The organism is Streptosporangium sp. NPDC000509, from assembly GCF_042898365.1.
GTDB lineage: Bacteria > Actinomycetota > Actinomycetes > Streptosporangiales > Streptosporangiaceae > Streptosporangium.
In genome coordinates, this window is record NZ_JBIAYX010000022.1 from 1 (window position 1) to 18124 (window position 18124).

Consider the following 18124-nt stretch of genomic DNA (forward strand, 5'->3'; position numbering starts at 1 on the left):
GCCGATCGTGAGGGGTTGGCGGCTGTGTTGGCGGGGATTCCCGCGGATCGGCCGTTGACCGGGGTGGTGCACACCGCCGGCGTCCTCGACGACGGACTGGTCCACTCCCTCACCCCGGAACGGGTGGACGCGGTGTTGCGGCCCAAGGTGGACGCGGCGTGGAACCTGCACGAGCTCACCCGTGACCTGGACCTGTCGGCGTTCGTGATGTTCTCCTCGGCCGCGGCGGTGCTGGACGGGGCGGGGCAGGGCGGCTACGCCGCCGCCAACGCCTTCCTCGACGCGCTGGCGGCGCACCGCAGGGCTCAGGGGCTGGCCGGACTCTCGCTGGCCTGGGGCTTCTGGAACCAGCGCAGCGGCATGACCGGCCACCTCGCCGACGCCGACGTGGAGCGGATGGCCCGTTCAGGACTGGTCGCCCTGTCGTCGGAGGAGGGGATGGCCCTGTTCGACGCGGCCCGCGCCTTCGACGAGGCGCTGCTCGTGCCGATCAACCTCGACCTCGCCGCGCTGCGCGGCGAGAACGGCCTGCGCTCCGCGCTGCTGCGGGGTCTCGTCCGCGCCCCCGCCCGCCGGGTCGTCCGGACCGTGGGAGGCGTCACCCCCAGCGCCTCCGGTCTCGAACAGCGCCTGGCGGGTCTGTCGGAGGACGAGCAGCTGGCCGCGCTCGTCAAGCTCGTCTGCGCCGAGGTCGCCGGGGTGCTCGGGCACACGAGCGTGGACTCGGTGGAACCCGAGAGGGCGTTCAAGGAGCTCGGGTTCGACTCGCTCACCGCCGTCGAGCTGCGCAACCGGCTCGGTGGTGCCACCGGGCTGCGCCTGCCGACCACCCTGGTCTTCGACTACCCCAACCCCGGCGTGCTCGCCGAGCACATCAGGGACGAGATCGCCCCGCCCGCCGCCGACCCCGCCGCGTCCGTCCTCGCGGAGGTCGACCGGCTGGAGACCCTCCTGTACGCGAGGAACGGCGGGGATACCGACAAGATCACAGCCCGGCTGCGGGCGCTGCTCCGCAAGTGGGACGACACGCACGGCGACCCGGTGGAGACCGAGCCCCGGCAGGACTTCGAGTCGGTCACCGACGACGAGCTCTTCGCGGTCCTCGACGGGGAACTCGGCGCCTCCTGACGGCGCCTCCCGACGGTGTCTTTTGACGGAGCACCCCATGACGAATCCCTACTGCCCCGAGGCTGGTTGACGTCCGATGCCGAATGACGACAAGCTGCGTGACTACCTCAAGCGTGCCACCGCCGACCTGCAGCACACCCGACGCCGCCTGCGTGAGGTGGAGGCCAGGGAACGCGAGCCGATCGCGGTCGTGGCCATGAGCTGCCGCCTGCCCGGTGGGGTGAACAGCCCGGAGGAACTCTGGCGGCTGGTCGCGGACGGGAAGGACGCCATGTCCGGGTTCCCCGGGGACCGGGGCTGGGACCTGGACCGGCTCTACCACCCCGACCCGGACACCCCCGGCACCACCTATGCCCGCGAGGGTGGGTTCGTCGCCGACGCCGGTGGTTTCGACGCGGGCTTCTTCGGGATGAGCCCGCGCGAGGCACTGGCCTCCGACCCGCAGCAGCGGCTGCTGCTGGAGACCTCGTGGGAACTGCTGGAACGGGCGGGCATCGATCCCGCCACGGTGAAGGGCAGCCGGACGGGCGTCTTCGTCGGCGCGGCCTCCAGCGGGTACGGCATCGGCCAGGGGGTCTTCCCCGCGGGGGTCGAGGGTCACCTGCTGACGGGCACCTCCACCGCCGTCATGTCCGGGCGGATCTCCTACACCCTCGGCCTGGAGGGACCCGCGGTCACCGCCGACACCGCCTGCTCGTCCTCGCTGGTGACCCTGCACATGGCGTGCGAGTCCCTCAGAAGGGACGAGTGCTCCATGGCCATCACCGGCGGCGTCACGATCATCTTCACCCCCGAGATCTTCGTGGAGTTCAGCCGCCAGCGCGGCCTCGCCCCCGACAGCCGGGTGAAGGCCTTCGCCGCGGCCGCCGACGGCACCGCCTTCTCCGAGGGGATCGGCCTGCTGCTGCTGGAACGGCTGTCGGACGCGCGTCGCAACGGTCATCCGGTGCTGGCGGTGGTGCGGGGCAGCGCGGTCAACCAGGACGGTGCCAGCAACGGCCTGTCGGCTCCGAACGGACCCTCCCAGCAGCGCGTCATCCGCCAGGCGCTCGCCAACTCCGAACTGGTGGCCGCCGACGTCGACGCGGTGGAGGCGCACGGCACCGGCACCATGCTCGGTGACCCGATCGAGGCCCAGGCGCTGCTCGCCACCTACGGTCAGGACCGCCCGGCCGACCGTCCCCTGTGGCTGGGTTCGGTGAAGTCCAACATCGGCCACACCCAGGCCGCCGCCGGGGTGGCGAGCGTCATCAAGGTGGTGATGGCCCTCCGGAACGGCCTGCTGCCCAGGACCCTGCACGTCGACGAGCCCACCCCGCACGTCGACTGGTCGGCGGGTGCGGTGTCGCTGCTCACCGAGCCCGTCGAGTGGCCGGAGAACGGCCACCCGCGCCGCGCGGGAGTCTCCGGTTTCGGGATCAGCGGCACCAACGCCCACGTCATCATCGAGCAGGCCCCCGCGCCCGTCGACACCGAGATCGAGGGGGCTCTGCCGGTTCCGACGGCGGAGCTCGCCGGGGGATTGTCGTTGCCGTTCGTGGTGTCGGCGCGCGGCGAGGAGGCGCTGGGCGCGCAGGCCGCCCGCCTGGCGGCGTTCGTGGAGGAGCGCGAGGACCTGAGGCCGCTGGACATCGCGTACTCGCTGGCCACCGGCAGGTCCGCCTTCGATCATCGTGCGGTGGTGGTGGGCGGGGACCGTGGAAGTGTGGTGGCCGGGTTGTCGGTGTTGGCCGGCGGTTCGGGTTCGGGTGTGGTGCGGGGTCGGGTGGGTGATGGCCGGGTGGCGGTGTTGTTCACCGGTCAGGGCAGTCAGCGGGCCGGGATGGGCCGGGAGTTGTACGCGCGGTTCCCGGTGTTCGCGGCGGCGTTGGACGCGGTGATCGCCGAGCTGGATCCGCTGCTGGACGGGTCGCTGCGTGAGGTGCTGTTCGCCGAGCCGGGATCTGCGGAAGCGGAGTTGCTGGATCGGACGGGGTGGGCGCAGCCGGCGCTGTTCGCGGTGGAGACGGCGTTGTTCCGGCTGGTGTCCTCGTGGGGGATCCGGCCTGATGTGCTGGCCGGTCATTCGGTCGGGGAGATCGCGGCGGCTCATGTGGCGGGGGTGTTGTCGCTGAAGGACGCGTGCGTGTTGGTGGCGGCGCGGGCGCGGTTGATGCAGGCGCTTCCCGCCGGTGGGGCGATGGTGTCGGTGCGGGCCTCCGAGGAGCAGGTCGTCGAGCTGCTGGCCGGGCGCGAGGAGCAGGTGTCGGTCGCCGCTGTGAACGGTCCCGCGTCGGTGGTGGTCTCCGGGGTGGAGGAGGCGGTGCTGGAGGTGGCCGCGGCTCTGGAGGAGCGGGGGATCAGGGCGAAGCGGTTGCGGGTGTCGCACGCGTTCCATTCGCCGTTGATGGATCCGATGCTGGAGGAGTTCCGCGCCCTGGCCCGGACGCTCACCTACGACCCGCCGCGGATTCCGATCGTGTCGACGTTGACGGGGGAGTCGGCGACGGCGGAGCGGTTGTGTTCGCCGGAGTACTGGGTGGAGCAGGTGCGTGGTGCGGTGCGGTTCGCCGATGGGGTGGGGGTGTTGGTTTCTGCGGGGGTGGAGACGTTCGTGGAGGTGGGGCCGGACGGGGTGTTGTCGGCGATGGGGCAGGAGTGTCTGGCCGGCGATGGTTCCGGTGGCGGTGTTGGTTCGGGGGTGGGGTCCGGGGTGGTGTTCGTGCCGGTGATGCGCCGGGATCGTGGTGAGGCTTCGGAGTTGGTCACCGCGTTGGGCGCTTTGCATACGCGGGGGGTGGCCGTTGGTTGGGAGGCGTTCTTCACCGACGCCGCCACAGCGGCCGGAGTGGGGAGACCACGCCGGGTCGAACTGCCCACCTACGCCTTCCAGCACCGCGACTACTGGCTGCACGTCCCCACCTCCGGCGACCCGGAGTCCGTCGGCCTCGACACGCCGGGTCACCCCCTTATGGGTGCCGCGGTCGAGCTGCCCGACTCCGGTGGACACCTGTTCACCACCCGTCTCTCGGCCCGTACCCACCCATGGCTCGCGGACCACGCGGTGGGCGAGACGGTGCTGTTCCCCGGCACCGGGCTGGTGGAACTCGCCGTCCGCGCCGGAGACCAGGTCGGTTGCGACAGGATCGAGGAGCTCACCCTGGAGGCCCCGCTGGTCCTGACCGGCCAGAGCGGTGTCCAGGTGCAGGTCGTGCTCGGCGCGCCCGACGACTCCGGGGCCCGTGCGATCAGCGTCTACGGACGTGCCGAGGAGACCGCGGCCGACGAGGCGTGGACCCGGCACGCCACCGGCCTCCTCACCGCCTCGGGCACCGCCGGAGACTTCGACCTCGGCGAGTGGCCGCCGCCCGGTGCCGAGCCGGTGGAGACGGACGGCCTCTATGACCGGCTCGTCGACCTCGGCCTCCGCTACGGTCCGGCCTTCCGCGGCCTCAGGGCGGCCTGGACGCGTGGCGACGAGGTGTTCGCCGAGATCGCGCTGCCCGAGGGCGTCGCCGCCGACGCCGCGCTCTTCGGCGTCCACCCGGCCCTGCTGGACGCCGCCCTGCACGCCCTCGCCCTCAGTGGTGCCTCGATGGAGCACGCCGCGCTGCCGTTCACGTGGTCGGAGGTGGAACTGCACGCCGCCGGGGCGTCAGGCCTGCGGGTGCGGGTGGTGCCGACCGGAGGCGACTCGCTGCGCCTGGAGGCGGCCGACCAGGCCGGGCGTCCTGTCGTGTCGATCGGCTCGCTCGTACTGCGGCCCATCGGTTCCGCCGACCTCGCCGGCGCACGCACGGACCCCGGGCGTTCGCTGCACCGGGTGGAGTGGGTCCCGGCCGAGGCCGGGACCGTACCGGTGCAGGAGTGGGCGCTGCTCGGCGGCGACGTCCCGGCCGCCGGGGAGGCGCTGCGCGCGGCCGGGATCTCCCCGGCCTCCTACGCCGGGATCGAGGAACTGGTCGCGGCCCTCGACTCCGGTGCGACCGTTCCCGACGTTGTCCTCGTGAGCGCGGAGAGCGCCGGCGGGACCACCGCTCACGCCGCCGGACCCCACACCGACACCGAGATCGACACGGAAACCGGCACGGAGGCTGTGGCGGGGGCCGTCCGCTCGGCCGTCCAGCGGGCGCTGGACCTGGCTCGGGCCTGGTCGGCCGACGACCGCCTCGACGACTCCCGGCTGGTCTTCGTGACCCGGGGAGCGGTCTCCGCCGGGTCCGGGGAGACCGCCCGTGACGTCGTGGGTGCCGCGGTGTGGGGCCTGGTCCGTTCCGCCCAGGCGGAGAACCCGGACAGGTTCGTCCTGGCCGACCTGGACGGTCACGCCGCGTCGGCGGGACGGCTCCCCGCCGCGCTCGCGACCGGCGAGCCGCAGGTGGCGCTGAGGGAAGGAGGAGCCGTGCTGGCCGCCAGGCTCGTCCGGGCGACCGGCGCCGGGCTCGTGCCGCCCGAGGGCGCCGCCTCCTGGCGGATGGACAGCCTGGACAAGGGCACCCTGGAGAATTTGGCCTTCCTGGACGCGCCCGCGGCCGTCGCCCCGTTGGCACCGGGACAGGTCAGGGTCGAGCTCCGCGCCGCCGGGGTGAACTTCCGGGACGTGCTCAACGCGCTCGGCATGTATCCGGGCGAGGCGGGCGCGATGGGCCTCGAAGGAGCGGGCCGCGTCGTGGAGGTCGGTCCCGGCGTCACCGCGTTCGCCGAGGGCGACCGGGTGATGGGCATGTTCGACGGCGGCGCGTTCGGCCCGCTGGCCGTCACCGACCACCGCCAGCTGGTCGCCGTGCCCGGCGGCTGGACCTTCGCCCAGGCCGCGTCGACGCCGGTCGCCTTCCTCACCGCGTACTACGCGCTGGTGGACCTGGCGGCCCTGAAGGCGGGGGAGAAGGTGCTGATCCACGCCGCCGCGGGCGGAGTGGGCATGGCGGCCGTGCAACTCGCCCGGCATTTCGGAGCCGAGGTCTACGGAACCGCCGGAACCGGAAAATGGGATGTCCTACGCTCCATAGGGCTGGACGAGGCCCACATCTCCTCCTCGCGCACCCTGGACTTCGAATCCTCCTTCCTCGCCTCGACCGGCGGGGGAGGGGTCGACGTGGTGCTCAACTCGCTGGCGGGCGACTTCGTCGACGCCTCGCTGCGGATGCTGCCGCGCGGCGGACGGTTCGTGGAGATGGGCAAGACCGACGTTCGCCCGCCCGAGGCCGTGGCCGCCGAGCATCCCGGCGTCCGCTACCGCGACTTCGACCTCGTCGAGGCCGGGTACGACCGGATCGGGGAGATGCTGCGTGCCCTCCTCGACCTGTTCGAGCGGGGGGCGATCCGGCCGCTGCCGGTGGTCGCCTGGGACATCCGCCGCGCCCCCGAGGCGTTCCGCTTCCTGTCGCAGGCCAGACACGTCGGCAAGGTCGCGCTCACCATGCCCGTCCCGCTCGCCCAGGACGGCACCGTGCTGGTGACCGGCGGCACCGGCGGCCTCGGCGGCCTCGTCGCCCGCCACCTCGTGACCGCCCACGGCGTCCGCAACCTCCTGCTGACCAGCCGTGGCGGTCCCGCCGCCCAGGGGGCGGAGCGGCTGCGTGCCGAACTGACGGACCTGGGGGCGAACGTCGAGATCGTCGCCTGCGACGCGGCCGACCGGACCGCCCTGGCGAAGCTGCTGGCCGGGGTGCCCGCCGAGCACCCGCTCACCGCGGTGGTGCACGCCGCGGGCGTACTGGACGACGGGACGATCGCCTCACTCACCCCCGACCGGGTGGACAGGGTGCTGCGCCCCAAGGCGGACGCCGCGCTGAACCTGCACGAGCTGACCCGCGACCTCGACCTGTCGTCGTTCGTACTGTTCTCGTCGGTGGCCGGCACGTTCGGCAGCACCGGGCAGGGTAACTACGCCGCGGCCAACGCGTTCCTGGACGCGCTGGCCGGGCTGCGGCGCGCGCGGGGACTGCCCGCGCTCTCGCTCGCCTGGGGCCCGTGGGCCGAGGTCGGCGGCATGCTCGGCACTCTCACCGACGCCGACATCGGCCGGATGGCCCGCGACGGTGTCGTGCCGCTGACACCGGAGGAGGGCTTGGCCCTGCTCGACGCCGCGGCGGGCAGGCCGGAGTCGGCGCTGGTGCCGATCCGCCTCGACGCCAAGGCGCTGGCGGCCAAGGGCGACCGGCTGCCGCCGCTGCTGCGGGGTGTGGTGCGCGCGCCGGCCCGCCGTACCGCGACGGCCGCCGGGGGCGGGCAGACCGGCGCGGGCCTGCTCGCCGGCCTGGCCGCGCTCCCCGCGGCCGACCGTCACCGGATGCTGCTCGACCTGGTGCGGGCCGAGGTCGCCGCCGTGCTCGGCCACACCTCCACCGACCAGGTGGAGGCCGACCGGGCCTTCGACGAGATGGGCTTCGACTCGCTCACCTCGGTCGAGTTGCGCAACCGGCTGAACACCGCGACCGGCAGGCGGTTGCCCGCCACGCTGGTGTTCGACTACGCGAACCCGACCGCCCTCGCCGACTACCTGCGCGCGGAACTGGTGCCGGACGAGGCGCCGACCGAGGCACAGGTCCTGCGGGAACTCGACCGGCTGGGTCGGGTGCTCACCGAGATCACCCCCGACGAGGAGACGCGGTTCACGATCGCCACACGTCTGGGAGGTCTGCTGGCCCAGTGGCGCGGAGACAGGCCCGAGCCGGACGGAGTAGGCGCGGCCGTCGGCGAGGGCGTGGAGTCGGCGAGCGCCGACGAACTGTTCGCACTGATCGACAAGGGGCTCTGAGCCCCGTGTTCCCGAATGTTCCTGCCGTGATGAACGGTCTCTCCGTACCGAATGCCCCAGCGGTGGGCGCTCGGCTCGACGTGTGGGGAAGGTGACGTGACGTGGCGGACGAGCAGAAGCTCCTCGGCTATCTCCGGCGGGTGACCGCGGACCTCCAGCAGGCCCAGCAGCGGCTGCGCGAGGCGGAGGCCAAGGACCGCGAGCCGATCGCGGTCATCGCGGCGGGATGCCGGTTCCCCGGGGGCGTGCGCAGCCCCGAGGAGCTGTGGCGGCTCGTCGCGGAGGGCCGCGACGGCGTCTCGGAGTTCCCCGGCGACCGGGGCTGGGATGTGGAGACCCTGTACGACCCTGAGCTCACCCGGCCGGGGACCAGCTACACCCGCGAGGGCGGTTTCCTCTACGACGCCGGAGACTTCGACGCGGGCTCCTTCGGCATCTCGCCGCGTGAGGCGCTCGCCGCCGACCCGCAGCAACGGTTGCTTCTTGAGGTGTCGTGGGAGGCGTTCGAGCGGGCCGGCGTCGACCTGACCTCGCTGAAGGGCAGCCAGACCGGTGTCTTCGTCGGCGCCTTCTCCAGCGGGTACGGCACCGGCCTGGACGCGCTGCCGGAGGGGGTGGAGGGCCACCTGCTGACCGGCAACTCCACCGCCGTGATCTCCGGTCGGGTCGCCTACGTGTTCGGGCTCAAGGGTCCTGCGGTCACCGTCGACACCGCGTGCTCGTCGTCCCTGGTGGCGCTGCACTGGGCGTGCGAGTCGCTGCGGCGCGGGGAGAGCACGCTCGCCCTGGCCGGCGGGGTGACCGTGATGGCCACGCCCGAGGCTTTCGTGGAGTTCAGCCGCCAGCGGGGTCTCGCGCGAGACGGCCGCTGCAAGGCGTTCTCCGACGACGCCGACGGTACGGGGTGGGGTGAGGGCGCGGGCATGCTGCTGCTGGAACGGCTGTCCGACGCGCGCCGCAACGGCCACCCGATCCTCGGGGTCATCCGCGGCTCCGCGGTCAACCAGGACGGTGCGAGCAACGGCCTGTCCGCCCCGAACGGGGTGTCCCAGCAACGGGTCATCCGCCGCGCGCTGGCCAACGCCGGTCTCGCCGCGTTCGACGTGGACGCCGTCGAGGCGCACGGCACCGGGACCACTCTCGGCGACCCGATCGAGGCGCAGGCCCTGCTCGCCGCGTACGGCGGGGACCGTCCGCAGGACCGGCCGCTCTGGCTGGGCTCGATCAAGTCGAACATCGGCCACACCCAGGCCGCCGCCGGGGTCGCGGGCGTGATCAAGATGCTGATGGCGTTGCGCGCCGGTGTCCTGCCCGCCACCCTGCACGTGTCCGAGCCTTCCTCCCACGTGGACTGGACGGCGGGGAACGTCCGGCTGCTGACCGAACCCGTCGAGTGGCCGGACGACGTGGACCGGCCCCGCCGTGCGGGCGTCTCCTCCTTCGGCGTCAGCGGCACCAACGCCCATGTGATCGTCGAGCAGGCCCCGGCCGCCGAAGGCGCGTCCGGGGAGCCGGGGGAGGTCAGGGAGCCGGCGCCGATGCTCGCGCTGCCGGGCGGCGCGGCGGCGTGGGCGGTCTCGGCGAAGAGCGCGCCCGTCCTGCGAGCACAGCTCGACCGGCTTCTCGCCTACGCCGAGGACCACCCGGGGCGGCCGGCCGCCGACATCGGCCTCGCCCTGGCCGCGCGCACCGCCTTCCCGCACCGGGTCGTGGTGGTGGGACGCGACCGTGAGGAGTTGCTGGCCGGCGTGCGCGGGCTGATCTCGGGCGACACCGTCACCGGCGCGATCACCGGCGCGGCCGGTGGCACAACCACCGGGGTGGCGGCCGGGACGCCGGGCAAGACGGTGTTCGTCTTCCCCGGCCAGGGCTCGCAGTGGGCCGGGATGGCCACGGAACTGCTCGCAGCCTCCCCCATCTTCGCCGCGCACCTCGCCGACTGCGAGCGGGCACTGGCGCCGTTCGTGGACTGGTCGCTGTCCGCTGTGCTGCGCGGGGAGGCGGGGGCGCCCCCGCTGGACAGGGTGGACGTGGTCCAGCCGGTGCTGTGGGCGGTCATGGTGTCGCTCGCCCGGCTCTGGAGCGGGTACGGAATCCGCCCCGACGCCGTGATCGGCCACTCCCAGGGTGAGATCGCCGCCGCCACGGTCGCCGGGGCGCTCTCCCTCGAGGACGGCGCCCGCGTCGCCGCCCTGCGCAGCCGGGCCATCGGCGACGTGCTCGCCGGGCGCGGAGGCATGGTCTCCGTCGGGCTGCCCGTCGATGAGCTGACCGCGCGGCTGGAGCCCTGGCGGGACCGGATCTCCGTCGCGGCGGTGAACGGGGCCCGCTCGGTCGTGGTCTCCGGCGTCCCGGACGCCCTCGACGAGCTGATCGACGGGCTGACCGGGGAGGGCGTGCGGGCCAGGAAGGTCCCCGTCGACTACGCCTCGCACTCCGCGCAGGTCGAGGAGCTGCGCGAGCGCCTGCTCCAGGATCTCGGGCCGATCGAGCCCCGCTCGGGCGAGGTGCCGATGATCTCCACGGTGACCGGCGACTGGATCGACACCACCGGCCTCGACGCCGAGTACTGGTACACCAACCTGCGCCGCACGGTCGGCTTCGACGGCGCCGTCCGCGCGCTCGCCGCGCAGGGGTACGGCGTGTTCGTCGAGACCAGCCCGCACCCGGTGCTCACCATGGGCCTGCAGGAGACCTTCGACGCGCTCGGCCACGACGCCGTCGTCACCGGCACCCTGCGCCGCGACGAGGGCGGGCTGCCCCGGCTCCTCGCCTCCGCCGCCGAGCTGCACGTCCGGGGCGTCACCGTCGACTGGTCCGGCCTGTATCCCGGGGCCCGCCCGGTGGACCTGCCGACCTACGCCTTCCAGCGGCGGCGCTACTGGCTGGAGTCCCCGGCGGCCGTGCGGGCCCCGGCCGCCGACCCGGTGGACACCGCCTTCTGGGAGGCCGTCGAGCACGGGAACGCGCTGAGCCTCGCCGACGACCTGCGGGTCGCTCCCGACGTCCTGAACGAGATGCTGCCCGCGCTGTCCTCCTGGCGTCGGCGCACGCGGGAGCGGGCCACGATCGACTTCTGGCGCTACCGGGTGGCCTGGCGGCCGGTCGGCGAGCCGGTGGGTGGCACGCTCACCGGCTCGTGGCTGGTCGCCCTGCCCGCGGACGACGCCCCCGCGACGACCGCGGTCGTCGCGGGGCTCGCCAGGAACGGCGCCCGGGTGATTCCCCTCGAGGTGGGCGGGCAGGACCGCGCCGCGCTCGCCTCGGCGCTGCGCGACCGGCTCGCCGACGAGTCCGTGACCGGTGTGCTCTCCCTGCTGGCGCTGGACGAACACCTCCACCCGGTGCACCCGGGACTCTCACGCGGCACGGCGGCGACCGTCACCCTCGTCCAGGCCCTGAGCGACGCGGGCGTCACGGCGCCGCTGTGGGCCGTGACCTCCGGCGCGGTGGACACCGGCGCCTCGGGGGCCGAGCAGACCTCCCGGGCGGAGCCGGGACGAAGCGGGGACGCCGCCCCGTTCCAGGCGCAGGTCTGGGGGATCGGCACCGTCCTCGCCCTGGACCACCCGGACACCTGGGGCGGCCTCGTCGATCTGCCCCCCTCCCCGGACGAGCGGGCCGTCGACCGCCTCTGCGGCGTGCTGGCAGGGCCGGGCGGAGAGGAACAACTGGCGGTCAGGCAGAACGGGATCCTCGCCCGCCGGATGGTGCGGGCACCGATCGGCGCGGTCGAAAGCGCCTCCGGCTCCGGCGGTGTCCGGCGGCTGAGCGGCACCGCGCTCGTCACCGGCGGAACCGGCGGGGTCGGCGCGCACGTGGCCCGCTGGCTGGCGGGCCGGGGCGTCGAGCACCTGCTCCTGACGAGCCGGCGCGGCCGCGCCGCCGAGGGTGCCGCCGAGCTGGAGGCCGAGCTCGCGGCCCTGGGCGTCACGGTCACGATCGCCGCGTGCGACGTCGCCGACCGCGAGGACCTCCGCCGCCTGCTGGACTCGCTGCCCGCCGAGTACCCGCTGCGCGCGGTGGTCCACGCGGCCGGCGTCGTCAGGGACGGCGCGCCGCTGCCCGGCACCACGGTCGAGGAGTTCGCCGAGGTCGGGCTGGCCAAGGTGGTGGGCGCGCGTCACCTGGACGAACTGCTGGGCGACCGGCCGCTGGACCTGTTCGCGCTGTTCTCCTCGGGGGCCGCCGTGTGGGGGCAGGGGGGACAGGCGGCGTACGCCGCGGCGAACGCGTTCCTGGACGCGCTGGCCGCTCGGCGCCGCGCCCGCGGCACGGCGGCCACCTGCGTCGCCTGGGGTGCCTGGGGCGGCGGCGGCATGGTGGACGACGAGGTCGGCTCCCGGCTGCGCCGCCTCGGCGTGCGTGCCATGGAGCCCTCCTCGGCCACGGCCGCGCTCGGCCAGGCCCTGGACCACGACGAGTCCCACCTGGTGGTGGCCGACATCGACTGGAGCCGGTTCGCCCCCGCGTACACCCTCTCCAGGTCCCGCCCGCTGCTGCGTGCCCTTCCCGAGGTCACCGCGATCCTCGACGACGGCGACGCCGAGGAGGAGACGGACGGAGCGCCGTTGACGGCGAGGCTCTCCGGGTTGCCCGAGGAGGAGCGACTGGACGTGCTCCGCGAGGCAATACGGGCGCACGCCGCCAGGGTGCTCGGACACCCCGGCCCCGACGCGGTCGACGCGCACCAGAACTTCCTGGAGGCCGGTTTCGACTCGCTGACCTCCATGGAACTGCGCAACGGCCTTGTCAAGGCGACCGGGCTGCGGATGCCCGCGACGGTGATCTTCGACTATCCCAACCCCTCCGACCTGGCAAAACACCTCCTGGGTGAGCTGGCGGCCCGCCTGGACGGTGCCGGGGAGAACGCGCCGGGCGGTGCGGACCCCTCGGAGACCCCCAGCGCGTTGTTCCACGAGGCCGCCCGCGCGGGGAAGATGCACGAGGCCATGGGGCTGCTGCGGGCGATGGCCGACCTGCGTCCCTCCTTCTCCTCGGTCGAGGAGCTCGACGAGATCCCGCCGCCGGTCAAGCTCGCCTCCGGGCCCGGCACACCCGCGCTGTTCTGCTTCAGCACCCCCATGGCGCTGGGCGGGGCGACCCAGTTCGCCCGGCTCGCCGCGAACTTCCGCGGTGTCCGGGACCTCTTCGCGCTCACGGTGCCCGGTTTCGCCAAGGAGGAGAGGCTTCCCGGCACGGTCGACGCCGCGGTGCGGGTGTGGGCGGAGTCCGTACGCCGGGCCGCGGGGGACGAGCCGTTCGCGGTCCTCGGCTACTGCGCGGGCGGTATCTTCGCGCACGCCGCCGTCGGCTACCTGGAGAGTATCGGGATCAACCCGCGAGGACTGGTCCTGCTGGACACCTTCATGCCCGACGGCAAGGTCATCGACGACATCGGCATGCAACTGGTGCGGGGCATGTTCGACAGGGAGGCGTCGTTCGGCCCGTTCACCAGCGCACGGCTGGCGGCGATGGGTCGCTACTACCGGCTGTTCCGTGAGAGCACGGTGGGCGAGGTACGCGCGCCCATCCTGTTCCTGCACCCGGACACCCCGCTGACCGGCTTCGACGGCGAGATACCCGTCACCGACGACTGGCGCGCCTCCTGGCACACCGACCACGTCCTCCGTGAGGTCGAGGGTGACCACTACACCATGCTGGAGGACAGGTCACCCTCGATGGCCCGTGCCATCGAGGGCTGGCTGGAGTCGCTGGAGTCGCCGCCCGCCGACCGCTGAGAACCGCGCCGCCGGGCTCACCCGGCCCGGCGGCGCCCCGGGTGCATCGGCGGGCTCTCGGGTACCGGCGAGAGAGTGGTGCACAGGTGAACGGGCCGAAGGGCTCGAACCACCCTTCCAGGCTGATCCGTGGGCGGCCCGTAACCGCTCGGACGAGCCGGGCCGGGTGCTCGCCGGGCGAAGCGGGCGGCGGGTGGCCCGTCCGGGCCGATGGCGGCGGGGGCAGGAACAGGAAACCCGGCCGGGCCGATGGAGGTCGGCTCGGAACAGGAAGCTCGACCTGGAACAAAAAGAAGGCCGTCGACGACCCCGAGCGGGGGTGTCGACGGCCGTTTCGCCGTGTTCCGTGGCGGATGGTGGACGATACAGGGATTGAACCTGTGACCTCTTCCGTGTCAGGGAAGCGCTCTCCCGCTGAGCTAATCGTCCTCGCTGAAAACCAGAGGTGGAGACGGGATTTGAACCCGTGTAGACGGCTTTGCAGGCCGTTGCCTCGCCTCTCGGCCACTCCACCGAGTGGGGGGCGGATGCCCCTTTTCCGAGCGGAAGACGGGATTCGAACCCGCGACCCTCACCTTGGCAAGGTGATGCTCTACCACTGAGCCACTTCCGCGTGCTTCCGGGACCGGCCCGGACTCACTGTGAGAACTCTAGCGAATACCCGGCGACTCCCCAAACCGAATACGGCCGCTATCGTGAGATGTAAGGAGCCAGCTATGGTTTCACCAGTTACCACGACTCACCCTACGCGAGAGAGTTGGCAGTATGCGCGACAACGATGTCGTGACCATCGGGCCGGAGCCGCTGAGCTTCGAGGAGGTCGTCAGGGTCGCCAGGCACGGTGCCCCGGTACGCCTCGGCGACGACGCCCTGGCCGCCATGGCGGCGGCCCGCACCCGGGTGGACGAGCTGGCCGAGAGCCCCACCCCCGCCTACGGCGTCTCCACCGGGTTCGGCGCGCTGGCCACCCGGCACATCGACCCCTCGCTCCGCGCCCAGCTGCAGCGATCCCTCGTACGCTCGCACGCCGCCGGCTCGGGCCCCGAGGTCGAGGTCGAGGTCACCCGGGCGATGATGCTGCTGCGCCTGCACACCCTGGCCACCGGCCACACCGGCGTGCGCCCGAAGACGGCCAGGGTGCTGGAGGGCCTGCTCAACGCGCGGATCACCCCCGTCGTACACGAGTACGGAAGCCTCGGCTGCTCCGGCGACCTCGCGCCGCTCTCCCACGTGGCCCTCACGATCATGGGCGAAGGTGTCGTCCGCGACGCCGCGGGGGAGCGGGCCGACGCCGCGGAGGCGCTCAAGCAGGCGGGGATCGAGCCCGTGGAACTCGCGGCGAAGGAGGGGCTCGCGCTCGTCAACGGCACCGACGGCATGCTCGGCATGCTCATCCTGGCGATGGACGACCTCACCCGCCTGTTCAGGACCGCCGACGTGAGCGCGGCCATGAGCGTGGAGGCGCTCCTGGGCACCGACCGCGTCTTCGCCGCCGACCTGCAGGCCCTGCGTCCGCATCCCGGGCAGGCGGCCAGCGCCGCCAACCTCAGGGCACTGCTCGACGGCTCGCAGATCATGGATTCCCACCGGGACGGCACCTGCACCCGCGTCCAGGACGCGTACTCCCTCAGGTGCGCCCCGCAGGTCGCGGGGGCCGCCCGCGACACCCTGGCGCACGCCGCCCTGGTCGCCGGGCGGGAGCTGGCCTCCGCGATCGACAATCCGGTGGTCCTCGCCGACGGCCGGGTGGAGTCCAACGGCAACTTCCACGGGGCCCCCGTCGGCTACGTGCTCGACTTCCTGGCCATCGCGGTCGCGGACATGGCGAGCATCTCCGAGCGCCGCACCGACCGCATGCTGGACGTGGCCCGCAACCACGGCCTGCCCGCCTTCCTCGCGGACGACCCCGGCGTCGACTCCGGCCACATGATCGCCCAGTACACCCAGGCGGCGGTGGTCTCCGAGCTCAAGCGCCTGGCCGCGCCCGCGAGCGTCGACTCCATCCCGAGCTCCGCGATGCAGGAGGACCACGTCTCCATGGGCTGGTCGGCCGCGCGTAAGCTGCGCCGCTCGGTGGACGGCCTCACCCGGGTGCTCGCGGTGGAGGTCTTCACCGCCGCGCGGGCCCTGGACCTGCGCGCTCCGCTGCGGTCGGCCGCGGCGACCGCGGCCGTCGTGGACGTCGTGCGCCAGTCCGTTCCCGGGCCGGGCCCCGACCGCTTCCTCGCTCCGGAGATCGAGACAGTGGTCCAGCTCGTCGCGGCCAACGCGATCGTCGCCGCGGCGGAGACGGTCACCGGCCCTCTGTCGTAGGGGTAACGGCGCCGGCAGGGGTTCGAAGGCACGGTGATCTCCTCTCCACCGCCTGCCACCTCTGCCACTCGCCCGATCCGGTGCTCGTTGCCTGAGTGACAGGATCATGGGCGCGGCCCGGCCGCCCGCACCCTGGTACGGCTGCTGGCCGGAGCGGCGGGACAATAGGGAAGTGCATGATTCTTTTGCGCATGTCACCGGATATCTGGCGACCGGTCTCCGGGACCTCACCACCGATCTCGCCGCGCTGGACGGCGAGGGATGGTGGGCCGTCGTGGTCGACTACGAGGGCAAGGTGACGTGTGCCCGGTTCGGCGACGTCCGCAGGGCACCGCTGCCCGCGCCGCGCGGCCCCTGGCGGGGCCCGCACCCGTCGTCGTGGCGCACCTCCCTGGACCGGGCCGCCTACGAGGACGGCGTGCGGCGCATCCGCGCCTACATCGAGCGGGGCGAGGTCTACCAGGCCAACCTCTGCCGGGTGCTGACCGCGCCGCTCCCGGCGGGGGAGGAGCCCGACCCGCTCGCCCTGGCCGTACGGCTGGCGGAGGGCAACCCCGCCCCCTACGCCGCCACGGTGAGCCTGCCGGGACTGGCCGTCGTGTCGGCCTCCCCGGAGCTCTTCCTGTCCAGGAACGGCGACGTGGTCGAGTCCGGGCCGATCAAGGGAACCGGGGTCACCGCGGGGGACCTGCTGGAGAAGGATTACGCGGAGAACGTGATGATCGTCGATCTCGTCCGCAACGACCTGGGCAAGGTCGCCGTGGTCGGTTCGGTGAGCGTGCCCGCCCTGTGCGAGGTGGAGGAGCACCCGGGTCTCGTACACCTGGTCTCCACGGTCCGGGCGCGGCTCGCGCCGGAGTACGGGTGGCCGGACCTGTTCTCCGCGACCTTCCCGCCGGGCTCGGTGACCGGAGCCCCGAAATCCTCGGCTCTGAGGATCATCGATGAGCTCGAACCCGAGCCGCGCGGGCCCTACTGTGGAACCGTGGGCTGGGTCGACGCCGACCGGCGGCGGGCCTGCCTGGCCGTGGGAATCCGCACGTTCTGGTTGTCGTCCGACGAAATCCGTTTCGGTACGGGCGCGGGCATAACCTGGGGGAGCGACCCGCGACGCGAATGGGACGAGACCGAGTTGAAGGCCTCCCGGCTCATCGCGCTGGCATCAACATCAGGTTCAGAAGGAGTCGGATGAACGTACCTATATGGCTTAACGGGGCACTTGTCGCTCCGGATCAGGCCACCGTCTCGGTGTTCGATCACGGCTTGATGGTCGGTGACGGGGTGTTCGAGACCATCAAGTGCGTGAACGGCACCACGTTCGCGCTCACTCGCCACCTCGACCGGCTCACGCTCTCGGCGCGGCGGATGGATCTGCCCGACCCCGACGTGGAGGCGATCGCCGACGGGGTCCGCGCCTGCCTGGCCGAGGCCCCGCCCTGGAAGCTCGGCCGCGTCCGCGTCACCTACACCAGCGGCCCGGGACCGCTCGGCTCCGACCGGGGCGACCAGGGCTGCACGACCGTGGTGATCGTCGACGAGCAGAAGCCGTTCCCGGCCACCGCCGACGTCACCGTCGTGCCCTGGCCGCGCAACGAGCGCGGCGCGCTCGCCGGGGTGAAGAGCACCTCCTACGGCGACAACGCCAAGGCGCTGTTCTACGCCAAGGCCAGGGGCGGAGGCGAGGCGATCTTCGAGAACCTCGCGGGCGACCTCTGCGAGGGCACCGGCAGCAACGTCTTCGTCGTACGCGACGGGAGGCTGCTCACCCCCACGCTCGCCTCGGGCTGCCTGGCGGGGGTCACCCGCGCGCTCGCCCTGGAGTGGTGCGGGGGCATCGAGGAGGACGTCCCGCTCTCGGCCCTGTACGAGGCCGAGGAGGCGTTCCTCACCTCCACCACCCGCGACATCCAGCCGATCCGCGCGGTCGACCAGACCGTGCTGCCCGCCGCGCCCGGCCCGATCACCGCCAAGGCCATGCGGGTCTTCGCCGAGCGCTCCGCCGCCGACCTCGACCCCTGAGCGACCGCTGAGCCCCGGGTTCCGGCTCCGGTGAGCGTACGCTCCCCGGAGCCGGTCGTCCGGCTGCCCGCCGATCCCGTGTCCCGCACGCGCCCCCCGATCGACGCGAGGGCTCACCCGCCGCGTCGATCGGACCGTGTCGATCGGACATCGCCGCTGAGGCGCGACGATGTGGCGCGGGTGG

At 73.1% G+C, this 18124-nt stretch carries 6 protein-coding genes and 3 tRNA genes; 6 read left to right on the forward strand and 3 right to left on the reverse strand.

Annotated features, from left to right (window positions below; genetic code table 11):
• The 3 genes from ACFY3D_RS32770 to ACFY3D_RS32780 form a co-directional block, all read left to right on the forward strand.
• A partial coding sequence (locus ACFY3D_RS32770; RefSeq protein WP_389986750.1) for a beta-ketoacyl reductase occupies positions 1–1128 on the forward strand: 1128 nt, incomplete at its 5' end.
• A gap of 76 nt (positions 1129–1204) precedes the next feature.
• Entirely contained in the window at positions 1205–7867 is a 6663-nt protein-coding gene (locus ACFY3D_RS32775; RefSeq protein ID WP_389986753.1) for an SDR family NAD(P)-dependent oxidoreductase, read from the forward strand.
• A 101-nt stretch (positions 7868–7968) separates the two neighbouring features.
• Positions 7969–13608, forward strand: a complete 5640-nt coding sequence (locus ACFY3D_RS32780) for a type I polyketide synthase (RefSeq protein ID WP_389986756.1) — start codon at positions 7969–7971, stop codon at positions 13606–13608.
• A gap of 354 nt (positions 13609–13962) precedes the next feature.
• Here the strand turns inward: ACFY3D_RS32780 and ACFY3D_RS32785 are convergent.
• The 3 genes from ACFY3D_RS32785 to ACFY3D_RS32795 all read right to left on the reverse strand — a co-directional run bounded on the left by ACFY3D_RS32785 (position 13963) and on the right by ACFY3D_RS32795 (position 14221).
• A tRNA-Val gene (locus ACFY3D_RS32785) sits at positions 13963–14037 on the reverse strand.
• A 14-nt stretch (positions 14038–14051) separates the two neighbouring features.
• Positions 14052–14122, reverse strand: a tRNA-Cys gene (locus ACFY3D_RS32790).
• Positions 14123–14149: 27 nt separating this feature from the next.
• Positions 14150–14221: transfer RNA gene (locus tag ACFY3D_RS32795), tRNA-Gly, on the reverse strand.
• 152 nt (positions 14222–14373) lie between these two features.
• Here ACFY3D_RS32795 and hutH point away from each other — a divergent pair.
• From hutH to ACFY3D_RS32810, 3 genes are all read left to right on the forward strand, one after another.
• Positions 14374–15921 carry a histidine ammonia-lyase gene (gene hutH, locus ACFY3D_RS32800; protein WP_389986759.1) on the forward strand — a complete coding sequence of 516 codons (1548 nt, stop codon included), beginning with the start codon at positions 14374–14376 and terminating at the stop codon, positions 15919–15921.
• Between the two features lie 172 nt (positions 15922–16093).
• Positions 16094–17113 (forward strand): chorismate-binding protein, encoded by a 1020-nt coding sequence (locus ACFY3D_RS32805; protein WP_362907346.1) that lies wholly within the window; start codon positions 16094–16096, stop codon positions 17111–17113.
• On the forward strand, positions 17110–17940 hold the full coding sequence (locus tag ACFY3D_RS32810) for an aminotransferase class IV (protein WP_350949126.1): 831 nt from the start codon (positions 17110–17112) through the stop codon (positions 17938–17940). The genes ACFY3D_RS32805 and ACFY3D_RS32810 overlap by 4 nt, the downstream gene beginning before the upstream one ends.
• The last annotated feature ends 184 nt before the right edge of the window (positions 17941–18124 follow it).